This window comes from Pseudoalteromonas sp. J010 (assembly GCF_003934235.1).
Taxonomy (GTDB): domain Bacteria; phylum Pseudomonadota; class Gammaproteobacteria; order Enterobacterales; family Alteromonadaceae; genus Pseudoalteromonas; species Pseudoalteromonas peptidolytica.
This window is the reverse complement of sequence record NZ_RDBW01000035.1, coordinates 41,280-59,570: the sequence shown is the minus strand read 5'-3', so window position 1 is coordinate 59,570 and position 18,291 is coordinate 41,280. Positions and strand designations below refer to the sequence as shown.

The 18,291-nt window shown below is 42.2% G+C and carries 19 protein-coding genes; 18 read left to right on the top strand and 1 reads right to left on the bottom strand.

The window, feature by feature from the left end; genetic code table 11:
- The first annotated feature begins 519 nt into the window (after window positions 1–519).
- The 5 genes from lexA (at window position 520) to EAG18_RS18015 (ending at window position 5,643) form a co-directional block, all read left to right on the top strand.
- Window positions 520–1,134 (top strand): transcriptional repressor LexA, encoded by a 615-nt coding sequence (gene lexA / locus EAG18_RS18035; RefSeq protein WP_125253753.1) that lies wholly within the window; start codon window positions 520–522, stop codon window positions 1,132–1,134.
- A 349-nt stretch (window positions 1,135–1,483) separates the two neighbouring features.
- The gene (coxB, locus tag EAG18_RS18030) at window positions 1,484–2,626 is read left to right on the top strand and encodes a cytochrome c oxidase subunit II (protein ID WP_125253752.1); all 1,143 of its coding nucleotides are present in this window, start codon (window positions 1,484–1,486) and stop codon (window positions 2,624–2,626) included.
- Window positions 2,626–4,200 carry a cytochrome c oxidase subunit I gene (gene ctaD, locus EAG18_RS18025; RefSeq protein ID WP_125253751.1) on the top strand — a complete coding sequence of 525 codons (1,575 nt, stop codon included), beginning with the start codon at window positions 2,626–2,628 and terminating at the stop codon, window positions 4,198–4,200. The genes coxB and ctaD overlap by 1 nt, the downstream gene beginning before the upstream one ends.
- Entirely contained in the window at window positions 4,200–4,766 is a 567-nt protein-coding gene (locus EAG18_RS18020; RefSeq protein WP_125253750.1) for a cytochrome c oxidase assembly protein, read from the top strand. Before ctaD ends, EAG18_RS18020 begins: the two co-directional genes overlap by 1 nt.
- A 1-nt stretch (window position 4,767) precedes the next feature.
- Window positions 4,768–5,643 carry a cytochrome c oxidase subunit 3 gene (locus EAG18_RS18015; RefSeq protein ID WP_125253749.1) on the top strand — a complete coding sequence of 292 codons (876 nt, stop codon included), beginning with the start codon at window positions 4,768–4,770 and terminating at the stop codon, window positions 5,641–5,643.
- On the opposite strand, the gene EAG18_RS18010 is transcribed toward EAG18_RS18015, so the two are convergent.
- Window positions 5,543–5,845, bottom strand: coding sequence for a DUF2909 family protein (locus EAG18_RS18010; RefSeq protein ID WP_125253748.1), 303 nt, complete (start codon window positions 5,843–5,845; stop codon window positions 5,543–5,545). The two genes, EAG18_RS18015 and EAG18_RS18010, sit on opposite strands and share 101 nt — an antisense overlap.
- Window positions 5,846–5,856: 11 nt before the next feature.
- On the opposite strand from EAG18_RS18010, the gene EAG18_RS18005 reads away from it, so the two are divergent.
- From EAG18_RS18005 to EAG18_RS17945, 13 genes are all read left to right on the top strand, one after another.
- A complete protein-coding gene (locus tag EAG18_RS18005; RefSeq protein ID WP_125253747.1) occupies window positions 5,857–6,585 on the top strand; it encodes an SURF1 family protein in 729 nt (242 codons plus the stop codon).
- Window positions 6,578–7,069, top strand: a complete 492-nt coding sequence (locus EAG18_RS18000) for a transmembrane cytochrome oxidase associated protein (protein WP_125253746.1) — start codon at window positions 6,578–6,580, stop codon at window positions 7,067–7,069. Before EAG18_RS18005 ends, EAG18_RS18000 begins: the two co-directional genes overlap by 8 nt.
- A 10-nt stretch (window positions 7,070–7,079) precedes the next feature.
- A complete protein-coding gene (locus tag EAG18_RS17995) occupies window positions 7,080–8,087 on the top strand; it encodes a COX15/CtaA family protein (protein WP_125253745.1) in 1,008 nt (335 codons plus the stop codon).
- Window positions 8,071–8,970 carry a heme o synthase gene (cyoE, locus tag EAG18_RS17990; RefSeq protein WP_125253744.1) on the top strand — a complete coding sequence of 300 codons (900 nt, stop codon included), beginning with the start codon at window positions 8,071–8,073 and terminating at the stop codon, window positions 8,968–8,970. The genes EAG18_RS17995 and cyoE overlap by 17 nt, the downstream gene beginning before the upstream one ends.
- Window positions 8,967–9,560, top strand: coding sequence for an SCO family protein (locus EAG18_RS17985; protein ID WP_125253743.1), 594 nt, complete (start codon window positions 8,967–8,969; stop codon window positions 9,558–9,560). The genes cyoE and EAG18_RS17985 overlap by 4 nt, the downstream gene beginning before the upstream one ends.
- 153 nt (window positions 9,561–9,713) lie before the next feature.
- Window positions 9,714–9,986 carry an STAS domain-containing protein gene (locus tag EAG18_RS17980; RefSeq protein ID WP_125253742.1) on the top strand — a complete coding sequence of 91 codons (273 nt, stop codon included), beginning with the start codon at window positions 9,714–9,716 and terminating at the stop codon, window positions 9,984–9,986.
- A gap of 9 nt (window positions 9,987–9,995) precedes the next feature.
- Window positions 9,996–10,358: a response regulator gene (locus EAG18_RS17975; RefSeq protein WP_099643757.1), complete on the top strand. Its 363-nt coding sequence runs from the start codon at window positions 9,996–9,998 to the stop codon at window positions 10,356–10,358.
- 18 nt (window positions 10,359–10,376) lie between these two features.
- Window positions 10,377–12,470 (top strand): chemotaxis protein CheA, encoded by a 2,094-nt coding sequence (locus EAG18_RS17970; protein WP_125253741.1) that lies wholly within the window; start codon window positions 10,377–10,379, stop codon window positions 12,468–12,470.
- On the top strand, window positions 12,467–12,988 hold the full coding sequence (locus tag EAG18_RS17965; protein WP_125253740.1) for a chemotaxis protein CheW: 522 nt from the start codon (window positions 12,467–12,469) through the stop codon (window positions 12,986–12,988). The genes EAG18_RS17970 and EAG18_RS17965 overlap by 4 nt, the downstream gene beginning before the upstream one ends.
- 1 nt (window position 12,989) lies before the next feature.
- Window positions 12,990–15,677 carry a methyl-accepting chemotaxis protein gene (locus EAG18_RS17960; RefSeq protein WP_125253739.1) on the top strand — a complete coding sequence of 896 codons (2,688 nt, stop codon included), beginning with the start codon at window positions 12,990–12,992 and terminating at the stop codon, window positions 15,675–15,677.
- Window positions 15,678–15,738: 61 nt separating this feature from the next.
- Entirely contained in the window at window positions 15,739–16,569 is an 831-nt protein-coding gene (locus tag EAG18_RS17955; RefSeq protein WP_125253738.1) for a protein-glutamate O-methyltransferase CheR, read from the top strand.
- Window positions 16,556–17,170, top strand: coding sequence for a chemoreceptor glutamine deamidase CheD (cheD, locus tag EAG18_RS17950; protein ID WP_125253737.1), 615 nt, complete (start codon window positions 16,556–16,558; stop codon window positions 17,168–17,170). The genes EAG18_RS17955 and cheD overlap by 14 nt, the downstream gene beginning before the upstream one ends.
- 9 nt (window positions 17,171–17,179) lie before the next feature.
- Window positions 17,180–18,208: a chemotaxis response regulator protein-glutamate methylesterase gene (locus tag EAG18_RS17945; RefSeq protein ID WP_125253736.1), complete on the top strand. Its 1,029-nt coding sequence runs from the start codon at window positions 17,180–17,182 to the stop codon at window positions 18,206–18,208.
- Window positions 18,209–18,291 lie beyond the last annotated feature (83 nt).

Here is an 18,291-nt window from a genome sequence, read left to right as displayed (position 1 = left end):
CGGTTTCTTGTCACCCAAACTCAGAAGTGAAACAAAACAGCCGAAGGGTCGGCCCCGGTCAATGATAGTGTGGGCTTCCCATATGAAAGTAGAACATCCTACTTCGTAGCGAGTCAGGGCCTTATTAGAGAAACCCGTTGCAGCAATGCAGCGGGTTTTTTGCTATGTGGGATTTGAAAAAACCTAACAAGATAATCAACACCTCGCGAGGTAAACTCGCTCCCACCACAATATCAATAAAGTGCTGCACTGGTAGGAGGCGGTTTACCCGCCGAGGGCTTGAGAAAACTTCTTACTCAGCTTTGACGTTGCTCTACCTAAAACTTCTCTCTTCGACTTATCTATCAGCTTATAATTTACTTTCCTTTAGGAAAGTAAATTTAACTCTTTCTCTTTATTGGATTTTTTACATACCTTACTAAGGCTGTAAACTTAATTTATAAGAATAAACAAACATTGCGATTTTTTCTCAGCTGTATATACTTACAGTAAATATAATACTGTATGGAATACCAGTTGATGCGACCTTTAACTAAACGACAAGAGCAAGTCTTTGAACTGATTAAAGTATTCATTAAGGATACTGGCATGCCCCCGACTAGAGCTGAAATCGCTGATGCGTTAGGCTTTAAAAGTGCAAATGCAGCAGAGGAGCACCTTAAAGCACTTGCCAAGAAGGGGGTTATAGAAATGGTTCCCGGAGCTAGTCGAGGTATTAGGTTGGTTGAGGATGAACCAGAACAGTTAGGGTTGCCAATCATCGGCAGGGTGGCTGCTGGAGAACCCATTCTTGCAGAACAACACGTTGAAAGTCATTTCAATGTAGATGCTAGCTTCTTTAAGCCTCATGCGGACTATTTACTTAGGGTTAGTGGTATGAGCATGAAGAACATTGGGATCATGGATGGGGATTTGCTTGCTGTGCATAAGACTCAGGTAGCTGATAATGGTCAAGTAATAGTGGCGCGTGTAGAGGAAGACGTGACAGTTAAGCGCCTAGAGAAAAAAGGCAAAAAGATTTTACTTCATGCAGAAAATGAAGAGTTTCAAGCTATTGAGGTTGATCTTGAACATCAGAACTTTTCTATTGAAGGGCTTGCAGTGGGTGTCATCAGAAACGCCGACTGGATGTAACTTAAGTTGAGCGTAACACTAATTAAATGGTGTTACGCTCTAGATAAACACCTTTTTTGTTGCTTATCTAAAGTATTGCTAATATTGCGCTCGGCTGGGATCAAATATAGTTACTCTTAGGTTAGTTTACTACTTTGATAATTCTACATAATACTTTGCCTTCTTACATTTATTAGTTCATAACTATAAAAACACTTCTAACTGGCATCTTTTTCTAAAATCTTGCGTTTTGTAAATTTCTTGACTATTTGGTTAAGGGTCGTGCAGTAAGTCTATGTACCAATAGACAATATGACAGTCATCCGATAATAACAAAAGGGGCTAAGCGCTGCCTTGAAGGAGACGTCAAATGAAAATTTGTCGATTAGTTGTAGCATTTGTCACCGTGCTAATCGTCATGCCATCACTTGCGAATAGCGATTACAATATGAGGCAGGGCGTAACAGACATTAGCCATCAAGTATATGAGCTCCATATGACTATTTTCCTTATATGTTGTGTGATAGGAGTTATAGTGTTTGGAGTGATGTTCTGGGCATTACTCAAGCATCGTAAATCAACAGGGGCTGTCGCAGCTCAATTCCACGAAAGTACTAAAGTTGAAATTCTTTGGACCACAATCCCCTTTCTGATACTGATAGGAATGGCTATCCCTGCTACGAAAACGCTTATTGCGATGGAAGATACAAGCAAAGCTGATCTAACTATTAAGGTAACAGGTTCACAGTGGAAGTGGCATTACGAGTATATGGGACATGATGTTGAATTTTACTCTTTACTATCTACACCAAGAGATGAAATCAATGATCTGCAAGATAAAAATGACAATTATCTTTTGGAAGTTGATAACCATTTAGTGATCCCAACGGATAGGAAAGTTCGCTTTTTAATGACGTCAGATGACGTTATTCACTCATGGTGGGTACCTGATTTTGCTGTTAAGAAAGACGCTAATCCGGGCTTTATCAATGAAGCATGGACCAAAGTTAATGAGGAAGGAATCTACAGAGGACAATGCGCAGAGCTATGTGGAAAAGACCACGGATTTATGCCTGTGGTGGTAGAAGCAGTAAGCCCAGAAAACTTTGAGGTGTGGCTCGATGATGCTAAAGCCGCCAAAGCAAAAGCTGCAGCAGAATCACAGGCGGTGGCAGAGCAAATTTTATCGAAAGAAGAGTTAATGGAGGTCGGCGAACAAACCTACATGGCATATTGTGCTGCTTGTCACCAGCCAACTGGGCTTGGCTTACCTGGCGTCTTCCCCGCTATGAAGGGGAGTGAAGTTGTCATAGGTGATCTTAAACCACACATTGATATCCTTCTGCTTGGTCGTCCTGGTACTGCTATGCAAGCATTTGCAAAGCAATTAACGATTAAACAAATTGCAGGAGTCATCACTTACAAAAGGAATAGTTGGGGGAATGACACAGGAGAGGTGATCCAGCCGAGTCAAATTCAGCAAGAAATTGATGCCTTAGAGGAGGCCAAGTAATGAGTGCTATAGTAGAAGAACATTCAAATCATGGAACTCCTAAAGGCCTAAAACGCTGGCTTTTTACAACCAATCATAAAGATATCGGCACGCTTTACCTATTATTCTCACTGACCATGTTTTTGATTGGTGGTGCAATGGCTATGGTGATACGGGCTGAACTCTTTCAGCCTGGATTACAGTTAGTCGATCCGCATTTTTTTAACCAAATGACGACTGTTCACGGCTTGATCATGGTATTTGGTGCAGTGATGCCGGCATTTACGGGGCTTGCCAATTGGATGATCCCGATGATGATCGGAGCTCCAGACATGGCGCTTCCAAGAATGAATAACTGGAGCTTCTGGATCTTACCTTTTGCGTTTGCCATTTTGCTCATGTCTTTGTTTCTAGAAGGAGGGGGGCCTGCTTTTGGATGGACTTTTTACGCACCACTATCTACAACCTACAGTAATGATAATACGGCGTTTTTTGTATTTTCAGTTCATATAATGGGGAYAAGCTCAATAATGGGCGCTATTAATGTCATCGTTACTATAGTGAACCTTCGAGCGCCAGGTATGACATGGATGAAACTACCACTATTTGTATGGACTTGGCTTATAACTGCATTTTTACTAATTGCAGTTATGCCTGTTTTGGCTGGTGCTGTCACCATGGTGTTAACTGATAAGTTCTTCGGTACGAGCTTTTTTGATGCCGCAGGTGGTGGTGATCCTGTTATGTTTCAACACATATTCTGGTTCTTTGGTCACCCTGAAGTATATATTATGATACTACCCGCCTTTGGGATTATCTCCACGATAGTGCCTACCTTTTCTAGAAAGAAACTATTTGGCTATGCTTCAATGGTATACGCCACAGCCTCGATTGCTTTACTTTCTTTTGTTGTGTGGGCTCATCATATGTTCACGACAGGAATGCCGCTAGCAGGTGAGCTTTTCTTTATGTATGCGACAATGCTGATTTCTGTACCTACAGGGGTAAAAGTATTTAATTGGGTCGCGACTATGTGGCGAGGGGCAATCAGCTTTGAAGTACCCATGCTCTTTTCTATCGCCTTTATTGTGCTATTCACGATAGGTGGCTTTTCCGGACTCATGTTGGCGATTACGCCTGCTGATTTTCAATATCACGATACCTACTTTGTCGTTGCACACTTCCATTATGTGCTAGTAACAGGTGCCGTGTTCTCTATTATGGCTGCTGCTTATTATTGGCTGCCGAAATGGACTGGCAACATGTTTGATATCAAACTAGCAAAACTGCACTTTTGGCTATCTCTTGTGAGTGTCAATGTATTGTTTTTTCCCATGCACTTTGTTGGCTTGGCAGGAATGCCTCGACGAATACCTGATTATGCACTTCAGTTCGCTGATTTTAATGCCATTATCAGCATTGGTGGCTTTGCTTTTGGTTTATCACAACTATTATTCGTGGCTGTTGTGTATAAGTGTGCCAAAGGAGGTGAGCAGGTGCCCGGTAAAGTGTGGGATGGAGCTGAAGGCCTTGAGTGGGAAGTACCGTCACCTGCGCCATATCATACATTTTCTACTCCACCGGAGGTCAAGTAATGCAACATGGACGCCTCCTTAGAAAGCTCCTGCTGCTGACTCTGGGCATGTTTGCTTTTGCTTTTGCATTAGTCCCACTTTACGACGTATTTTGTGATGTAACAGGACTCAATGGAAAACCTTCGATGAAAGTGGCAGAGCAAAGCGAGGCTATTATTGATAGCCGTCAAGTTGAGGTAAGTTTCACAACACATAGCCAGGGTCATGCACCATTTAAGGTTGATGCAGCTCAACACTTTGTCAGTGTGCAACCCGGAAAATTAACAGACGTGAAGTTTATTGCAAAGAATATGAGTGACAGTGATCGGATTTTACAAGCAATTCCCTCTGTATCTCCGGGGAAAGCTGCCAAGTATTTACATAAAATGGCCTGTTTTTGCTTCGATCAACAACCAATGAAGGGTAAAGAAGAGGTTGAGTTTGTATTGAGGTTTTATGTAGATACAGAACTGCCTGATGATGTGGAAGAACTAACGCTTTCATACACGTTATTTGATATTACAGAGCGAGTAAGCCAGACACAAAATGTGCAGTTGGGCCAGTTAGCCGCTCTAAAGGAGTTCTAACATGAACCATGAACAAGAAAAATACTACGTTCCAGAGCAAAGCCCTTGGCCTATTGTTGGCGCTTTTGCGCTCTTTTTTATCGCAGTGGGCTGCGCGCTTACAATCATTCAACTTGACTCCCCGAACAATAGTGGCGCAATCCTGTTACTTGTAGGTATCGCTACGCTGATCTATATGATTTTTGGTTGGTTTAGAAACGTAATTCAAGAATCCCAAGCTGGATTGTATTCAGAGCAAATGGATCGCTCGTTTAAACAAGGGATGGGTTGGTTTATTTTTTCCGAAATAATGTTTTTTGGTGCTTTCTTTGGCGCGCTGTTTTATGCACGCATGATAGCTGTTCCTTGGTTAGGTGGAGCAAGTAATAATGTGAGCACAAACGAAGTGCTGTGGCCTCAGTTTGAAGCCGCGTGGCCACTATTAACAACGCCAGATGGAACGGTAACACAAGCCATGGGGTGGCAGGGCTTACCATTGATCAACACCATCATACTGCTCGCCTCTTCAATAACGTTGAGTTTGGCACATGTTGCCCTAGAAAAAGATCAAAGGGCAAAAGTAAAAGCCTTTTTAGGGTTAACGGTACTGCTTGGTATTGGCTTTTTAACTCTACAGGTTGAAGAGTATATTCATGCCTATCAAGAACTTGGCTTAACTCTTCAATCTGGAGTTTATGGCAACACCTTCTTTTTACTAACTGGATTTCATGGAGTTCATGTCACGCTTGGGGCGATAATTTTATTTGTGATATGGGTGAGAGTTCTGAAAGGGCACTTTAGTGCGAAAAATCACTTTGCGTTTCAGGCTGGTGCTTGGTATTGGCACTTTGTTGATGTGGTGTGGCTGTGTTTGTTTGTATTTGTTTATGTGTTGTAGAAATAGGCGACGAATGTAATTTGATTAAATCAAACTGAGCAGCCAGACAAATAATAAGAATCACAGCTATAGAGGCGTATACTCGATTTAATAGCTGCTTTGCCATTGACCCTTGTTGCCCTGATTTGAGCATGACGAACATCGCTTTAAATAAACTAAGAAAAATAAATAGCAGAAGTACTACGATAATAATTTTAATCATAAGGAGTGTCCGTGAATTTAGGTGCACTTTTTAAAGGTAGATCAAAAACGCCTATATTGGCAGCGTTAATCGTGATGTTGTTATGTGTAGCTCTTTCATATTGGCAATGGCAACGTGCAGCCAAAAAGCATGCAATAAACCAACATATAGAGAAGCGACAAGACCAAAACCTTGCAAATAGAAATAATCCTGAAAGTAAAGTTCCTATCGAGCAAATTGATGGTGAAGTGCAACTAACTGGGCGCTTTGTTGCTGGTGCGGTATGGTATCTTGATAACCAAGTAGTAAAAGGCCGAGTAGGTTTTGACGTTATATCTATTTTAGAAGTGAGTAAGACTGGTGAATATGTTGTGGTAAATTTGGGTTTTGTCCCACAGCAAGCAAGTCGAATTCCAACACTCACTTCTCTTTCCGAAACTAAGGTAACTTTCCCTGCATACATTAAAACAAACGTGAGTAAAGGCTTTACGTTGGCTGACTCTGCAGCGGAAAGTCAGCAGGCTCATTCGATAATTCAGTATATTGATCTCGACTACCTATCTAAAGCTTCTAACCGCACTCTATTGCCTATCATTGCATACATGACACATGACGTACTTGGTAGTACTGAGCCACATTACCAACCAGTCGTAATGTCACCACAGAAGCATGAGGCTTATGCTGTTCAGTGGCTGCTGATTGCGTTTTCGGCACTAGTGATCGGATGGAAACTTTCAAAAAAGGAGAGTGGATATGTCTAAGACAGCGATATGGTTTGTCAGTTTGTTCATTATGCCATTACTACTAGCATTCGTTGCACTAAAGTTGGGTTGGCTTCCCAGTAGCACAACTAACCATGGTGAATTTCTACGTCAAGAGGTGAGGCAGCCTGCAGTCGTCCAAGATACAGAGTGGAGTATTGTGTATCAGCGTCCAAAGTCATGTAATGAGCAATGCTCTTTGTTGCTTAACAGTCTTCCTAATTTGTATTTGGCACTTGGCAAGCATCAGCAGAAGGTAACTATCGTGGTGTTGCAGAATCAAGGCGAACCTCTTATTGAGCACGCAACTTCATTGCCGCTACAAATCTCCCAACTGCAAGATAACTATATTTACTTGGTAGATAAGACTGGTCTATTTGTTCTTCAGTACGCGCCTATATTAGATCAAAGAAAAACGAGAAGTATACAAAAAGGCTTGCTAAGTGACCTCAAAAAACTATTGAACTACTCTCGCTCAAGCTAGGAGGTTATATATGAATAGAATCAAGCTCGTAATATTTACCTGTTTTGTTACGCTTGCGGTTGTCACTCTTGGTGCTTTCACACGCTTGAGTGACGCAGGTCTTGGCTGCCCTGATTGGCCTGGGTGCTATGGTTTTTTGACTGTGCCCAATGAAGCTCATGAGTTAATCGCTGCAAAAGATCAGTTTCCGCATTTAGAAGTCGAAGCCGACAAAGCTTGGATCGAGATGATCCATCGTTACTTTGCTAGCTTTTTGGGGGCCATTATTCTCCTCCTGGCATGCTTACAATTCTTTAAAAAGCCACAGGTTGAAGGCCCTAATAAACATTACTATTTACTTCTGCTGTTAGTGTTGTTTCAAGGAGCTTTAGGAATGTGGACTGTAACAATGAATTTACAGCCGATAATAGTAATGGGGCATTTACTAGGAGGGTTCAGTATTCTGGCGTTGCTTGTTTTGCTTGCTTTACGACTGAAGCACCGTGACATTATCGCTGATGTCCCAAAACGCCTTGCTCTGATGTGTTATGTAGCGCTTTATATTTTGGTTATTCAAATTGCGCTTGGAGGTTGGCTAGCTGCCAACTATGCTGCGCCTCACTGTACAGGCTTACCGCTTTGTGACAACTTACAATTGTTTTCTTGGCAAAGTCTATTTACCCTGCCTGAGCCTTCAGCCACCTACGAGTTTGGCGTGCTCCCTTTTGAATCAAGGGTGTCTATCCATTTTACTCATAGAGTGTGGGCAATTATAACCGTATTCAGTTTACTTATAGCATGCTGGCCTTTATTAAAGCAGGCACAAAATCAGGTGATCAGAAATTCAGCTTATCTGGTATTAGTGCTGATTACTCTGCAAGTGGCCGTCGGCGCCGCTATCGTTCATTTCCAATTTCCATTGCTACTCACCTTATTTCATAACTTTATGGCAGCCATGGTATTACTAGCTATGGTGAGACTATGCTTTTTTGTGAATTTAGCGCAAAAAGTAGGAGATAAATATGCACCAGTTAACTAATACTTTTGAATATCAAAGAATAACATCGTTGCTAAAGGCCTATTTTGGCATGTGCAAGTTTAAAGTAGTTTGCATGCTGGTGATCACCGCGTGGGTTGGTCTGGCTTTAGCGCCACAAAGCGATAAAACGCTATTGTCTCAAATCATGAGTCTATTGGGAATCGGCTTGCTGTCGAGCAGTGCCGCAGCAATAAATCATGTGGTTGACAGAGAAATAGATAAAAAGATGGTCAGAACGCGTGACCGACCGCTCGCAACAGAGTCAGTCTCTGTTTCTTCAGCCATAATGTTTGCCAGTACTTTGGCTTTATTCGGCTATGTACTACTCTCCATTTTTGCAAACCAGCTGTGTGCTTTGTTAACTCTCGCTGCGTTAGTTGGATATGCCGTTGTGTATACGCTACTTTTGAAGCGAGCAACCCCCCAAAATATTGTGATTGGAGGGTTAGCAGGTGCTATGCCACCGCTGCTTGGGTGGGTTAGCGAGACAGGACAGCTGGGTGCTGAACCATGGTTATTAGTGATGATAATTTTTGCATGGACTCCACCACACTTTTGGGCTTTAGCCATAGCGCGAAAACGTGACTATGAGAAAGCTGAAATACCCATGCTACCTGTGACACACGGTGATGAATTTACCAAGCTTTGTGTATTATTTTACACCATATTACTGACCGTAATTTGCCTATTGCCTTATTTGGTCGGAATGTCGGGGTGGATTTATTTACTGTGCTCTGGGGCAGTTAATGTGGCCTTTATATATAAGGCCGCAAAGCTTATTAAAACGAAGAGTTTAGAGTATGCTATGCGTGTATTTTATTTTTCAATTTGGCATTTGCTAATTGTTTTCGTAGCACTTTTTGTGGATAAAGCATTTATATGAAAAAAATTCTTTTGATCGTTGTAGTGGCGATATTATCTGGCTGTAGCCCTGCGCCTGATGTGTCTGAAAAAGTAGTTTGGTACCCAAAACCAAAAGAAGTGCAGTCGTTTCAACTTCAAGACCAGTATGGTGAAGTGTTATCCAATCAAGACTTTGCAGGCAAGTGGAATTTACTTTTTCTTGGGTATACCAGCTGTCCTGACGTTTGTCCGATGACATTATTGAAACTGACTCATGTGTACCAATCAATGAAAGATAAGAGTAAATTACAAGTATGGTTCGTATCTGTTGATCCTCACAGAGACTCAAAGGAGCGACGACAAGCGTATATTAGGCACTTTGATCCAACCTTCAAAGCGGTCTCTGCAGAGCATTCGGTATTGTTTCCTTTTGTCAGAGATCTTGGCTTGATCTATGCGATAAATCAAGAACAGCAAGAAGAATACTATGTTGATCACAGTGCATCAGTCGCACTAATCAATCCAAAGGGACAGCTGGAGGCTATTTTTAAACCCTCTCATGAAGTTGGAGCTGTGCCGACGATCGATGAAAAACAGTTATTAAAAGACCTTAATAGCATAATAAACTAGCTCCATATCGCGTAGCCTGTGCCCTACGCGATTTTATTTCCTACCTCTAACGCTTTCATTATTTGCGGATTTTTATTTAATCTTTGTGGCAATTTTACGATCACAGTCTAAGCTAATTTTATTACTCACTTTTACAGGGATAGTCTTCAGCTCATGTTGAAACTTCCACCAGAAATGGCAATTAATCATGTGGAAAGCTTGTACCATCAAATTTTCCAGGACTCTTTGGAAACATCTGACATTTCTATCGACATTAGCGAAGTGCAAAAAGCAGACACTGCTTCTATCCAGTTACTATGCGCTGTGCAAAAGCACCTACATTCAATGGAGCACAAAATTGTTTGGCATGGTGAAAGTGAAGCGCTCGCACAAGCCGTAAATGAGCTCGGATTAACGCACTATTTATTCCATGGTATTGAAAACTAAGAGGTGATTATGAAAAAGATTTTAGCTGTGGATGATTCTGCCTCTATGCGTCAAATGGTTGGCTTTACATTAAAAAAAGCTGGCTTTGATGTGATAGAAGCAAAAGATGGCAGTGAGGCTCTATCTATTGCAAAACAGCAGGGCTTTGATGCTGTGATCTCAGATGTGAATATGCCAGTTATGGATGGCATAACTCTGATCAAAGAACTTCGTAGCCTGCCTAATTATAAGTTTACTCCTTTGTTGATGCTAACTACTGAATCAGGACTGGATAAGAAAACAGAAGGTAAGGCAGCAGGTGCTACTGGATGGATAGTTAAACCTTTTAACCCTGAACAATTGTTAGCCGTATTAAAGAAAGTCATCAGGTAGACATAAAGGGGCGTCGATATGAGTATTGATTTAAGCCAATTTTTTGATGTCTTTTTTGAAGAGAGCTTTGAGGGGCTGGATGTGATGGAAGCAGAGCTTCTAAACTTACAGCCAGGGCAAGAAGATTCGGAGACCATCAATACTATATTTCGAGCAGCGCACAGTATCAAAGGTGGAAGTGGAACATTTGGTTTTACATCCGTATCTAACTTCACCCACGTTTTAGAGACCTTGCTTGATCAAATCCGTGATGGTAGACGTCAACTAACAGCTGAACATGTAAATCTTTTACTTCAGTCCGTCGATTGCTTAAGAGCTCTATTGACAAGCCTGAAAGCTGAAGAAGAGCCCGATCTTTCTGTGGCGAATGCGTTACGAGAGAAGTTTGAAGGGATTTTGGGCGCTCAACAGTCGCAAGATGCTCACACCTCACCAAGCCGAGAGGTAGCTCCTGAATTACAAACCTATCAAATTGACTTCAAGCCGCTTACACACCTTTTTAAAACAGGCAATGAACCTTTGTATATGTTGAGCGAACTGTCAGAGCTCGGAGATTTGGAAACGCATGCCTTTTGCGATGCAATTCCAGATATTGAAGGGTTTAACCCTGAAGACTGCTACCTAAGTTGGCGTTTATATTTAAACACTACCCACTCTGAGTCAGCCATTAGAGAAGTTTTCGAGTGGGTTGAGGATGACGCCGAGATAGTGATCACATTGTGTGGCGGCCTATTTGAAAATGATAGTGCTCCAGAAGTGAATATAGCGCCCAAAACAGATACTGAATCGCAAGTAGCGCAAAAAGAAACTCAGAACAATACTGAAACAACTCAGAAACCGACCGCCATGGCTAAGCCTAAATCTGAGGTGAATAAGAAGTCAGGCGAATCTACATCAATCAGAGTAGGTATAGATAAAGTCGACTCACTGATAAATATGGTGGGTGAATTAGTAATAACGCAAGCAATGTTAACTCAACTCGGCGAACAAGAGCCCACAGAGCATACATTGGCTGCAATGCAAGAGGGGTTGGCACAGCTGGCTCACAACACCCGAGACTTGCAAGAAAACGTAATGCGGATAAGGATGTTACCTATTAGTTTCGTCTTTAGTCGCTTTCCACGCTTGGTTAGAGATACATCGCAGAAGCTGGATAAACAAGTAGCGCTCAAGCTGCTTGGCGAACAAACAGAGTTAGATAAAACAGTGATGGAAAAAATCTCTGATCCTATGGTGCATCTTGTAAGAAACTCGTTAGATCATGGATTAGAAACACCCGAGGAAAGAATTAAAGCAGGAAAGGATCCCGTTGGGACTGTGACGTTAAATGCTTTTCACCAAGGTGGAAATATCGTCATTGAGATTATGGATGATGGCAGAGGTCTCAATACAGAAAAAATCAAGAGTAAAGCCGTGGCGAATGGGTTGGTACAGGCAACAGATGAGCTTACCGTTGAGGAAGTAAATGAGCTTATTTTTAAGCCGGGGTTCTCTACTGCGGATGAAGTAAGTGATATTTCGGGTCGTGGTGTCGGGATGGATGTTGTACGCCGAAATATTCAAGCGCTTAATGGTAGTGTAGAGGTTACTTCGGCCAAGGGAGTTGGCTCAACATTTACGATTCGTCTACCGCTTACACTCGCTATTTTGGATGGTCAGCTAGTCAAAGTTGCGCAACATACCTATATCATCCCCCTTATTTCCATTGTGGAATCACTGCAGATCGATATTAAAAAAGTGAGTAGAGTCGGAAATGGTTTAGAGGTTTTGCGATTGAGAGACGAGTACATTCCAATCATCAGACTCTATCGGTTATTTAGCCATGAAGGAGCAATCGAAGAACTCGATAAAACTTTGCTTGTTGTGGTTGAAAGCGACAACCATAAAGTTGGGCTGCTGGTGGATGACTTACTGGCACAGCAGCAAGTGGTGATAAAAAGCCTAGAAGCGAATTATCAAAAGGTCAATGGCATATCTGGCGCTACTATTCTCGGAGACGGCAGAGTGTCGTTGATTATAGATATCAGTGGCTTAATAAAACTAAGCGGCCTTAAGCGACCCGGAAGTCAAGAGCTGTTGGTAGAGCAGGAGCTAGAAGAGGTGATGACATGATCACTGAACGTGCAGCAGTTAATGAGCAAATTATGCTGGCTAATAAGGAAGGTGATAAGCAGTTTTTGACCTTTATGATGGCAGGAGAAGAATATGGCATGGATATCTTGGCTGTCCAAGAAATTAGGGGATGGGAAGAGGTCACAGCAATTCCTAATTCACCAAGGTATGTAAACGGTGCAATTAATCTGCGTGGAACCATAGTACCTATCATTGATTTGCGGATCCGCTTTGGCTTACCTCAGATCGAATATGGTGCTTTAACAGTCGTTATTGTCGTGTCTGTGGTCATCAAAGGAATGCAGAAAATTATGGGACTAGTGGTAGATGCAGTCTCGGACGTGTACAGCATCAATGAAGAAACTGCTAAAGATGTACCTGACTTTCAGGACTCGGAAAATAGTCAGTTCGTACAGGGACTTGTCAATGTTGGTGAAAAAATGGTTGTACTTTTAAATTTAAAAAAAATTTTAGATCTTGAAGTAAAACATGATGAGCAATCGGTTGTCGGGGGATAACATGCGCGATCACGCACTAGTGAGTCAAGTCAATAGCAGAGTATTAGTTGCCAGTGCCATAATAGTTGTGGGTTTGGCAATCAGTATTCAGATGTTAAACGTGAGTATGTCTACTCAAACTTACGTCGCGATAGTAATTGCGGGCGTAAGCGTTGCATTAGCGGTTTTGCTACTGAAGCAAAGTGTAAACACGCTGCTAGCTAGGTTACAGAGCGTTGAAAGTATTATACCGGCAATCGAAAATAACGATGCAAGCTTACTAAATAACCACTTCAAGGCAGAGCATCCGACGCTGTTCAGAGCAGTAGCTACTTTTTTAAATGATGATATAGCGAATGATAAAGAACATAACCACAGCCTGTTATTAGCGCTCAAAGTTTGTCAAGCAAACATAATGTTGGCTGATGCGTCTCTTAATATCGTTTATTTAAATGACTCCCTTACGAGTATGTTGCGAAAGAATCAGGCCAAACTACAGCAAGAATTACCAGGTTTTAATGTAGATAACTTGATTGGCGCTAACATCGACTCATTTCACCGTAACCCCAGCCATCAAAGAGGTATTTTAGCTAATCTCTCTAGGCCCTATGTTGCCCAGATTATAGTTGCTGGACTTACCTTCGACCTTATTGCAACACCAGTATTTGATGAAGAAGGTAAACGCTTAGCCACCTTAGTGGAGTGGAAAGACTTAACAAGAGAGCTTGAGGTTGAAAAGAGGCAAGCTGAGTTGGCGAGTCACAATGCGAGAATTTCTAGTGCACTTGATGTTTGCCAAGCCAACGTCATGCTCGCGGACGATAAATTAAACATTGTTTATGTCAACGATTCTGTAGTTAGGATGCTAAGAGATAATCAGCCTCAGCTTAGAAAGTCTCTTCCAAATTTCGATGTAGATAAACTTGTTGGGCAATGTATTGATGTATTTCACGAAAACCCGAGTCATCAGAGACACATACTCGATAAGTTAAACGAGGTATATCGTGCTGATATTCAGATTGCAGGGTTCACATTTGGGTTAATTGCAACCCCAGTTTTTGATGATGGCAGTAAGCGTATTGGTACGGTGGTTGAGTGGGAAGACAAGACTGATAGGTTAAATCGGGAAGCTCTGGAAAAAGCGGCTGCAGCGGAAAACCTAAGAGTACGAAGAGCGCTGGATAATGTGTCGACTAATACCATGATCGCAAACGAAAAGTTTGAGATCGTATACTTAAACCGCGCCGTTAAAGAAATGATGAGAGGCGCAGAGAGTGATTTAAAACGTGACTTGCCAAACTTTGACAGCAGGCAGCTTATGGGGGCTAATATTGATGTTTTCCATAAAAATCCAAGTCATCAGCGTAGTATGCTCTCTCGTCTTGAATCTGAGTACAAAACTGAGATAGCCGTTGGCGGACGTACTTTTAGTTTGGTGGCAAATCCCATTTTTGATAGTAATAACGAACGTGTAGGGACCGTAGTTGAATGGAACGACAGAACCAAGGAAGCCCAGATTGAAAAAGAAGTCGCAGGACTAGTGCAATCAGCTAACAGTGGTAACTTAAGTGTTCGTTTATCTGATGAGGGTAAAGAAGGATTTTATTTGCGATTAGCACAAGGACTTAATAGCTTAGTTGCGACTGTCGATGAAACAGTTACTGACATGGGAGAAATGCTGGATTCGTTGGCTACGGGTAATTTAACCCAGCGGATAGAGGGAGATTATCGTGGTGCTTATGAAAAGCTTAAAAAGGACGCCAACACCACTGCTGAAAAATTGACCGAGGTGTTAGGCCGGATCCGCACTTCAGCAAACCTAGTCGCAAGTGGCGCAGAAGAAATATCACAAGGCAATGCTGACTTGAGTCAGCGGACTGAAGAGCAGGCATCTTCCTTAGAAGAAACGGCTTCTAGTATGGAAGAAATGACCAGTACAGTTAGGCAAAATGCGGATAATGCAAAAGTCGCAAACCAACTGGCAGAAGAAACGTGTGATAAGGCAACTAAAGGTGGAGAGGTGGTGACTCGCGCGGTAGAAAGTATGTCAGAAATAAACAGCTCGAGTAAAAAAATAGCGGACATCATAGGGGTTATAGATGAAATTGCTTTCCAAACAAACTTACTGGCCTTAAACGCGGCTGTGGAAGCCGCGCGAGCAGGTGAACAAGGACGTGGATTTGCTGTTGTTGCTGGAGAGGTGAGAAACTTAGCGCAGCGCTCCGCGGCGGCGGCAAAAGAAATTAAAGATTTAATACGAGATAGTGTCAGCAAAGTCGAAGATGGCACATTATTGGTGAATGAATCAGGCGAAACCCTAAAAGGGATTGTGGAGTCGGTAAAGCGTGTAACAAACATGATCTCGGATATTGCTGAAGCCTCTGTTGAGCAAAGCTCTGGGATAGAGCAAGTGAATAAAGCTGTTTCCCAAATGGATGAGATGACCCAACAAAATGCCGCACTAGTTGAAGAGGCGTCTGCTGCTGGTGAGTCTATGGCTGAGCAAGCGAACGATATGAGAAGGCTTCTGAACTTTTTTACGCTAGACGACCTAGCTAGTCACAGCCACGATGTGAGCTCGTCAAAACGTCATTATGATATTCAAGAGAAACAACCACCCAAGCACACCATGATACCGAGCAAAACATCATTGCAAAACACAAAAAACAACCAGTTTGCTGATGATTCTGAAGAGTGGGAAGAGTTTTAGCATAAGGTGTGTTTAGCTGGTACAAAACCAGCGTGATGAGTAAGATTGAGGGAATATTGCGATGCGGGAGTTTTTGCTTACAGATAAGGACTTCTCTGAGGTTTCGGCTCGAGTATATGATGCTTGTGGCATAGTGCTTGGGCCACATAAAAAAGAAATGGTGTATTCGCGGTTAGCAAGACGCATACGCGCTAATGGCTTGAGTTCATTTGCTGAATATCTATCATTTTTAGAAAAAAATGAAGACGCAGAATTTAGTCACTTCATTAATTCTATAACTACAAATTTAACCTCTTTTTTTAGAGAAAATCATCACTTCGAATTTCTGGCAAAGACGGTGGTGCCAGAAATTACTACTCGGCATAAGCAGGACAAAAGGGTGAGGATATGGTCTGCGGGGTGCTCAACGGGTGAAGAGCCATACAGTATTGCAATGACAGTTGCTAACGCGTTTCCTAATGATTGGGATGTAAAGGTGCTGGCAACAGATTTAGATTCAAATGTATTAAGTAAGGCGAGTATCGGAGAGTACACCGCAAATAATGTCACAGGTTTGGACGAAGATAAATTGAAAAAATGGTTTCTGCGTAGCGCAGATGGCGGTACATATAGAGTCAAACCAAAATTACAGTCTTTCATTCATTTCAAGCGCTTGAATTTGCTGGAACCATGGCCAATGAAAGGGCCGTTTGATGCCATATTCTGTCGTAATGTTCTGATTTATTTTGATAAAAAAACAAAAGACAAACTTTTCGAGCAGTACCACCGGATGCTAGTACCGAATGGATATTTGCTAATTGGGCATTCTGAAACCATGGGTAAGGAGCACTTGCAGTTCAAAAACTTAGGTAAAACCATTTATCAAAAAGGCCAGTTGAATGAGAGAATTTAAACCTGTTTTAAGGGGCTTTGAACACGTTAAACGGTTTTGGGACTCAGGACGAGCGATGGTTGTTGCAAAAGTATTGCCTGGAGAGTTTTATGTATCTAAACAAGATGAGCTAATTTCAACCGTACTTGGCTCGTGTATTGCCGCATGTGTGTATGATGAGAAGTTAGGGATCGGGGGGATGAATCACTTTATGCTACCCGGTGCAAAGTCCCTACGAGAGGTTCATGCTGATGATCTTAATTGTCGCTATGGTAACTGGGCGATGGAATATTTAATAAACGAAGTTGTTAAAAACGGCGCGTCTAGAGCGAACTTAAAAATTAAATTGTTTGGTGGCGGTAAGATAATTAGTTCAATGACGGACATCGGTGAGGGGAATATCCGATTTGCCCAAGCTTATGTTGAAGAAGAGTGTTTGAAGCTAATTTCCCAGGATGTAGGTGGTCCATGGCCAAGGAAAGTTATTTTTCATCCTCAAAGTGGTAAAGCACAGGTAAAAAAACTGCGCACCATGCACAATAACACGATTGAGCAACGTGAGGTACGTTACCTACACGACATTGAAGCTCAAGACAACAAAACAGACATCGAGCTGTTTTAAGGGTGAAATATGGTCAAAGTTCTTATTGTCGATGATTCACCGCTAATACGCGGCTTATTAAAAGAAATATTAAATCAGGGGAATGGTATTGAGGTTGTAGGCGTCGCCGAGGATCCGTATCAAGCACGAGAGTTGATTAAATCAACCGCACCGGATGTGCTGACGCTAGATATTGAGATGCCAAGAATGAATGGTATCAGTTTTTTAAAAAACTTGATGCGTTTGAGGCCTATGCCAGTGGTGATGATATCAACGCTGACACAAGAAGGGTCACCTGCAACTATTGAAGCATTAGAACTAGGTGCCGTTGATTTTGTTTCTAAGCCGACCAGTCATGTTATAGAGCAACTGCAATCATATTCAGATATTCTGCAGAAAAAAGTAAAAGTCGCAGCCAAAGCCAGAGTGCGAACGTTTAAAGCACCAAAGTCAGAAAGACAATTAGAGGTAGGAACCTCCTTCACCTTTGCACACAATGCTATTCTTGCTATCGGCGCTTCAACCGGAGGGACGGAAGCTATACGTGAAGTATTAATGCGTCTACCTACTCATGCCCCGCCTGTGGTCATTACTCAGCACATTCCACCCGTATTCAGTACATCTTTCGCACAAAGAATGGACCGAACGTGTGCAGTTTCAGTGAAAGAGGCAGAAGATGGCGATATGTTGAAGCCCGGGCACGTGTTTATTGCCCCTGGAGATAAACACCTCAAAGTCGAGAGAGTATCTTCTGGGTACGTTTGTCGACTGGATGACGGCGAACCTGTGAATAGACATAAACCGTCCGTAGAGGTGTTATTTAATTCATTAGTGCCAATAGGAAAGCATGTTTGTGCAGTGATGCTGACCGGAATGGGCAGCGATGGAGCAAAAGCAATGTTGGCACTTAAAAAGAACGGAGCGAAGACATTCGCCCAGGATGAATTGAGTTCTGTGGTATGGGGAATGCCAAGAGCGGCTTATGAGTTAGGTGCAGTGCAATCTTTGGTGCCACTGAGTAAGGTAGCAGAAACAATGCTTGATGTAGTAAAAAAGTAACGACGGATGAGCCTCAATAGGGCTTGTGCCAGTAGAGGAGGAGTGTGAGCGAGTTTATGGCGAAACTCGCTCTAATGCTAACT

What these genes read in the sequence shown, in the direction of transcription:
- EAG18_RS17955 (WP_125253738.1), top strand. Translation starts at nt 15,739, where the DNA reads ATGCGGGAGTTTTTGCTTACAGATAAGGACTTCTCTGAGGTTTCGGCT.
- EAG18_RS18020 (WP_125253750.1), top strand. Translation starts at nt 4,200, where the DNA reads ATGCAACATGGACGCCTCCTTAGAAAGCTCCTGCTGCTGACTCTGGGC.
- cyoE (WP_125253744.1), top strand. Translation starts at nt 8,071, where the DNA reads ATGCACCAGTTAACTAATACTTTTGAATATCAAAGAATAACATCGTTG.
- lexA (WP_125253753.1), top strand. Translation starts at nt 520, where the DNA reads ATGCGACCTTTAACTAAACGACAAGAGCAAGTCTTTGAACTGATTAAA.
- cheD (WP_125253737.1), top strand. Translation starts at nt 16,556, where the DNA reads ATGAGAGAATTTAAACCTGTTTTAAGGGGCTTTGAACACGTTAAACGG.
- EAG18_RS17960 (WP_125253739.1), top strand. Translation starts at nt 12,990, where the DNA reads ATGCGCGATCACGCACTAGTGAGTCAAGTCAATAGCAGAGTATTAGTT.
- EAG18_RS17965 (WP_125253740.1), top strand. Translation starts at nt 12,467, where the DNA reads ATGATCACTGAACGTGCAGCAGTTAATGAGCAAATTATGCTGGCTAAT.
- EAG18_RS18000 (WP_125253746.1), top strand. Translation starts at nt 6,578, where the DNA reads ATGTCTAAGACAGCGATATGGTTTGTCAGTTTGTTCATTATGCCATTA.
- EAG18_RS17970 (WP_125253741.1), top strand. Translation starts at nt 10,377, where the DNA reads ATGAGTATTGATTTAAGCCAATTTTTTGATGTCTTTTTTGAAGAGAGC.
- EAG18_RS17975 (WP_099643757.1), top strand. Translation starts at nt 9,996, where the DNA reads ATGAAAAAGATTTTAGCTGTGGATGATTCTGCCTCTATGCGTCAAATG.
- EAG18_RS17945 (WP_125253736.1), top strand. Translation starts at nt 17,180, where the DNA reads ATGGTCAAAGTTCTTATTGTCGATGATTCACCGCTAATACGCGGCTTA.
- EAG18_RS17995 (WP_125253745.1), top strand. Translation starts at nt 7,080, where the DNA reads ATGAATAGAATCAAGCTCGTAATATTTACCTGTTTTGTTACGCTTGCG.
- EAG18_RS17985 (WP_125253743.1), top strand. Translation starts at nt 8,967, where the DNA reads ATGAAAAAAATTCTTTTGATCGTTGTAGTGGCGATATTATCTGGCTGT.
- EAG18_RS17980 (WP_125253742.1), top strand. Translation starts at nt 9,714, where the DNA reads ATGTTGAAACTTCCACCAGAAATGGCAATTAATCATGTGGAAAGCTTG.
- coxB (WP_125253752.1), top strand. Translation starts at nt 1,484, where the DNA reads ATGAAAATTTGTCGATTAGTTGTAGCATTTGTCACCGTGCTAATCGTC.
- EAG18_RS18010 (WP_125253748.1), bottom strand. Translation starts at nt 5,845, where the DNA reads ATGATTAAAATTATTATCGTAGTACTTCTGCTATTTATTTTTCTTAGT.
- EAG18_RS18015 (WP_125253749.1), top strand. Translation starts at nt 4,768, where the DNA reads ATGAACCATGAACAAGAAAAATACTACGTTCCAGAGCAAAGCCCTTGG.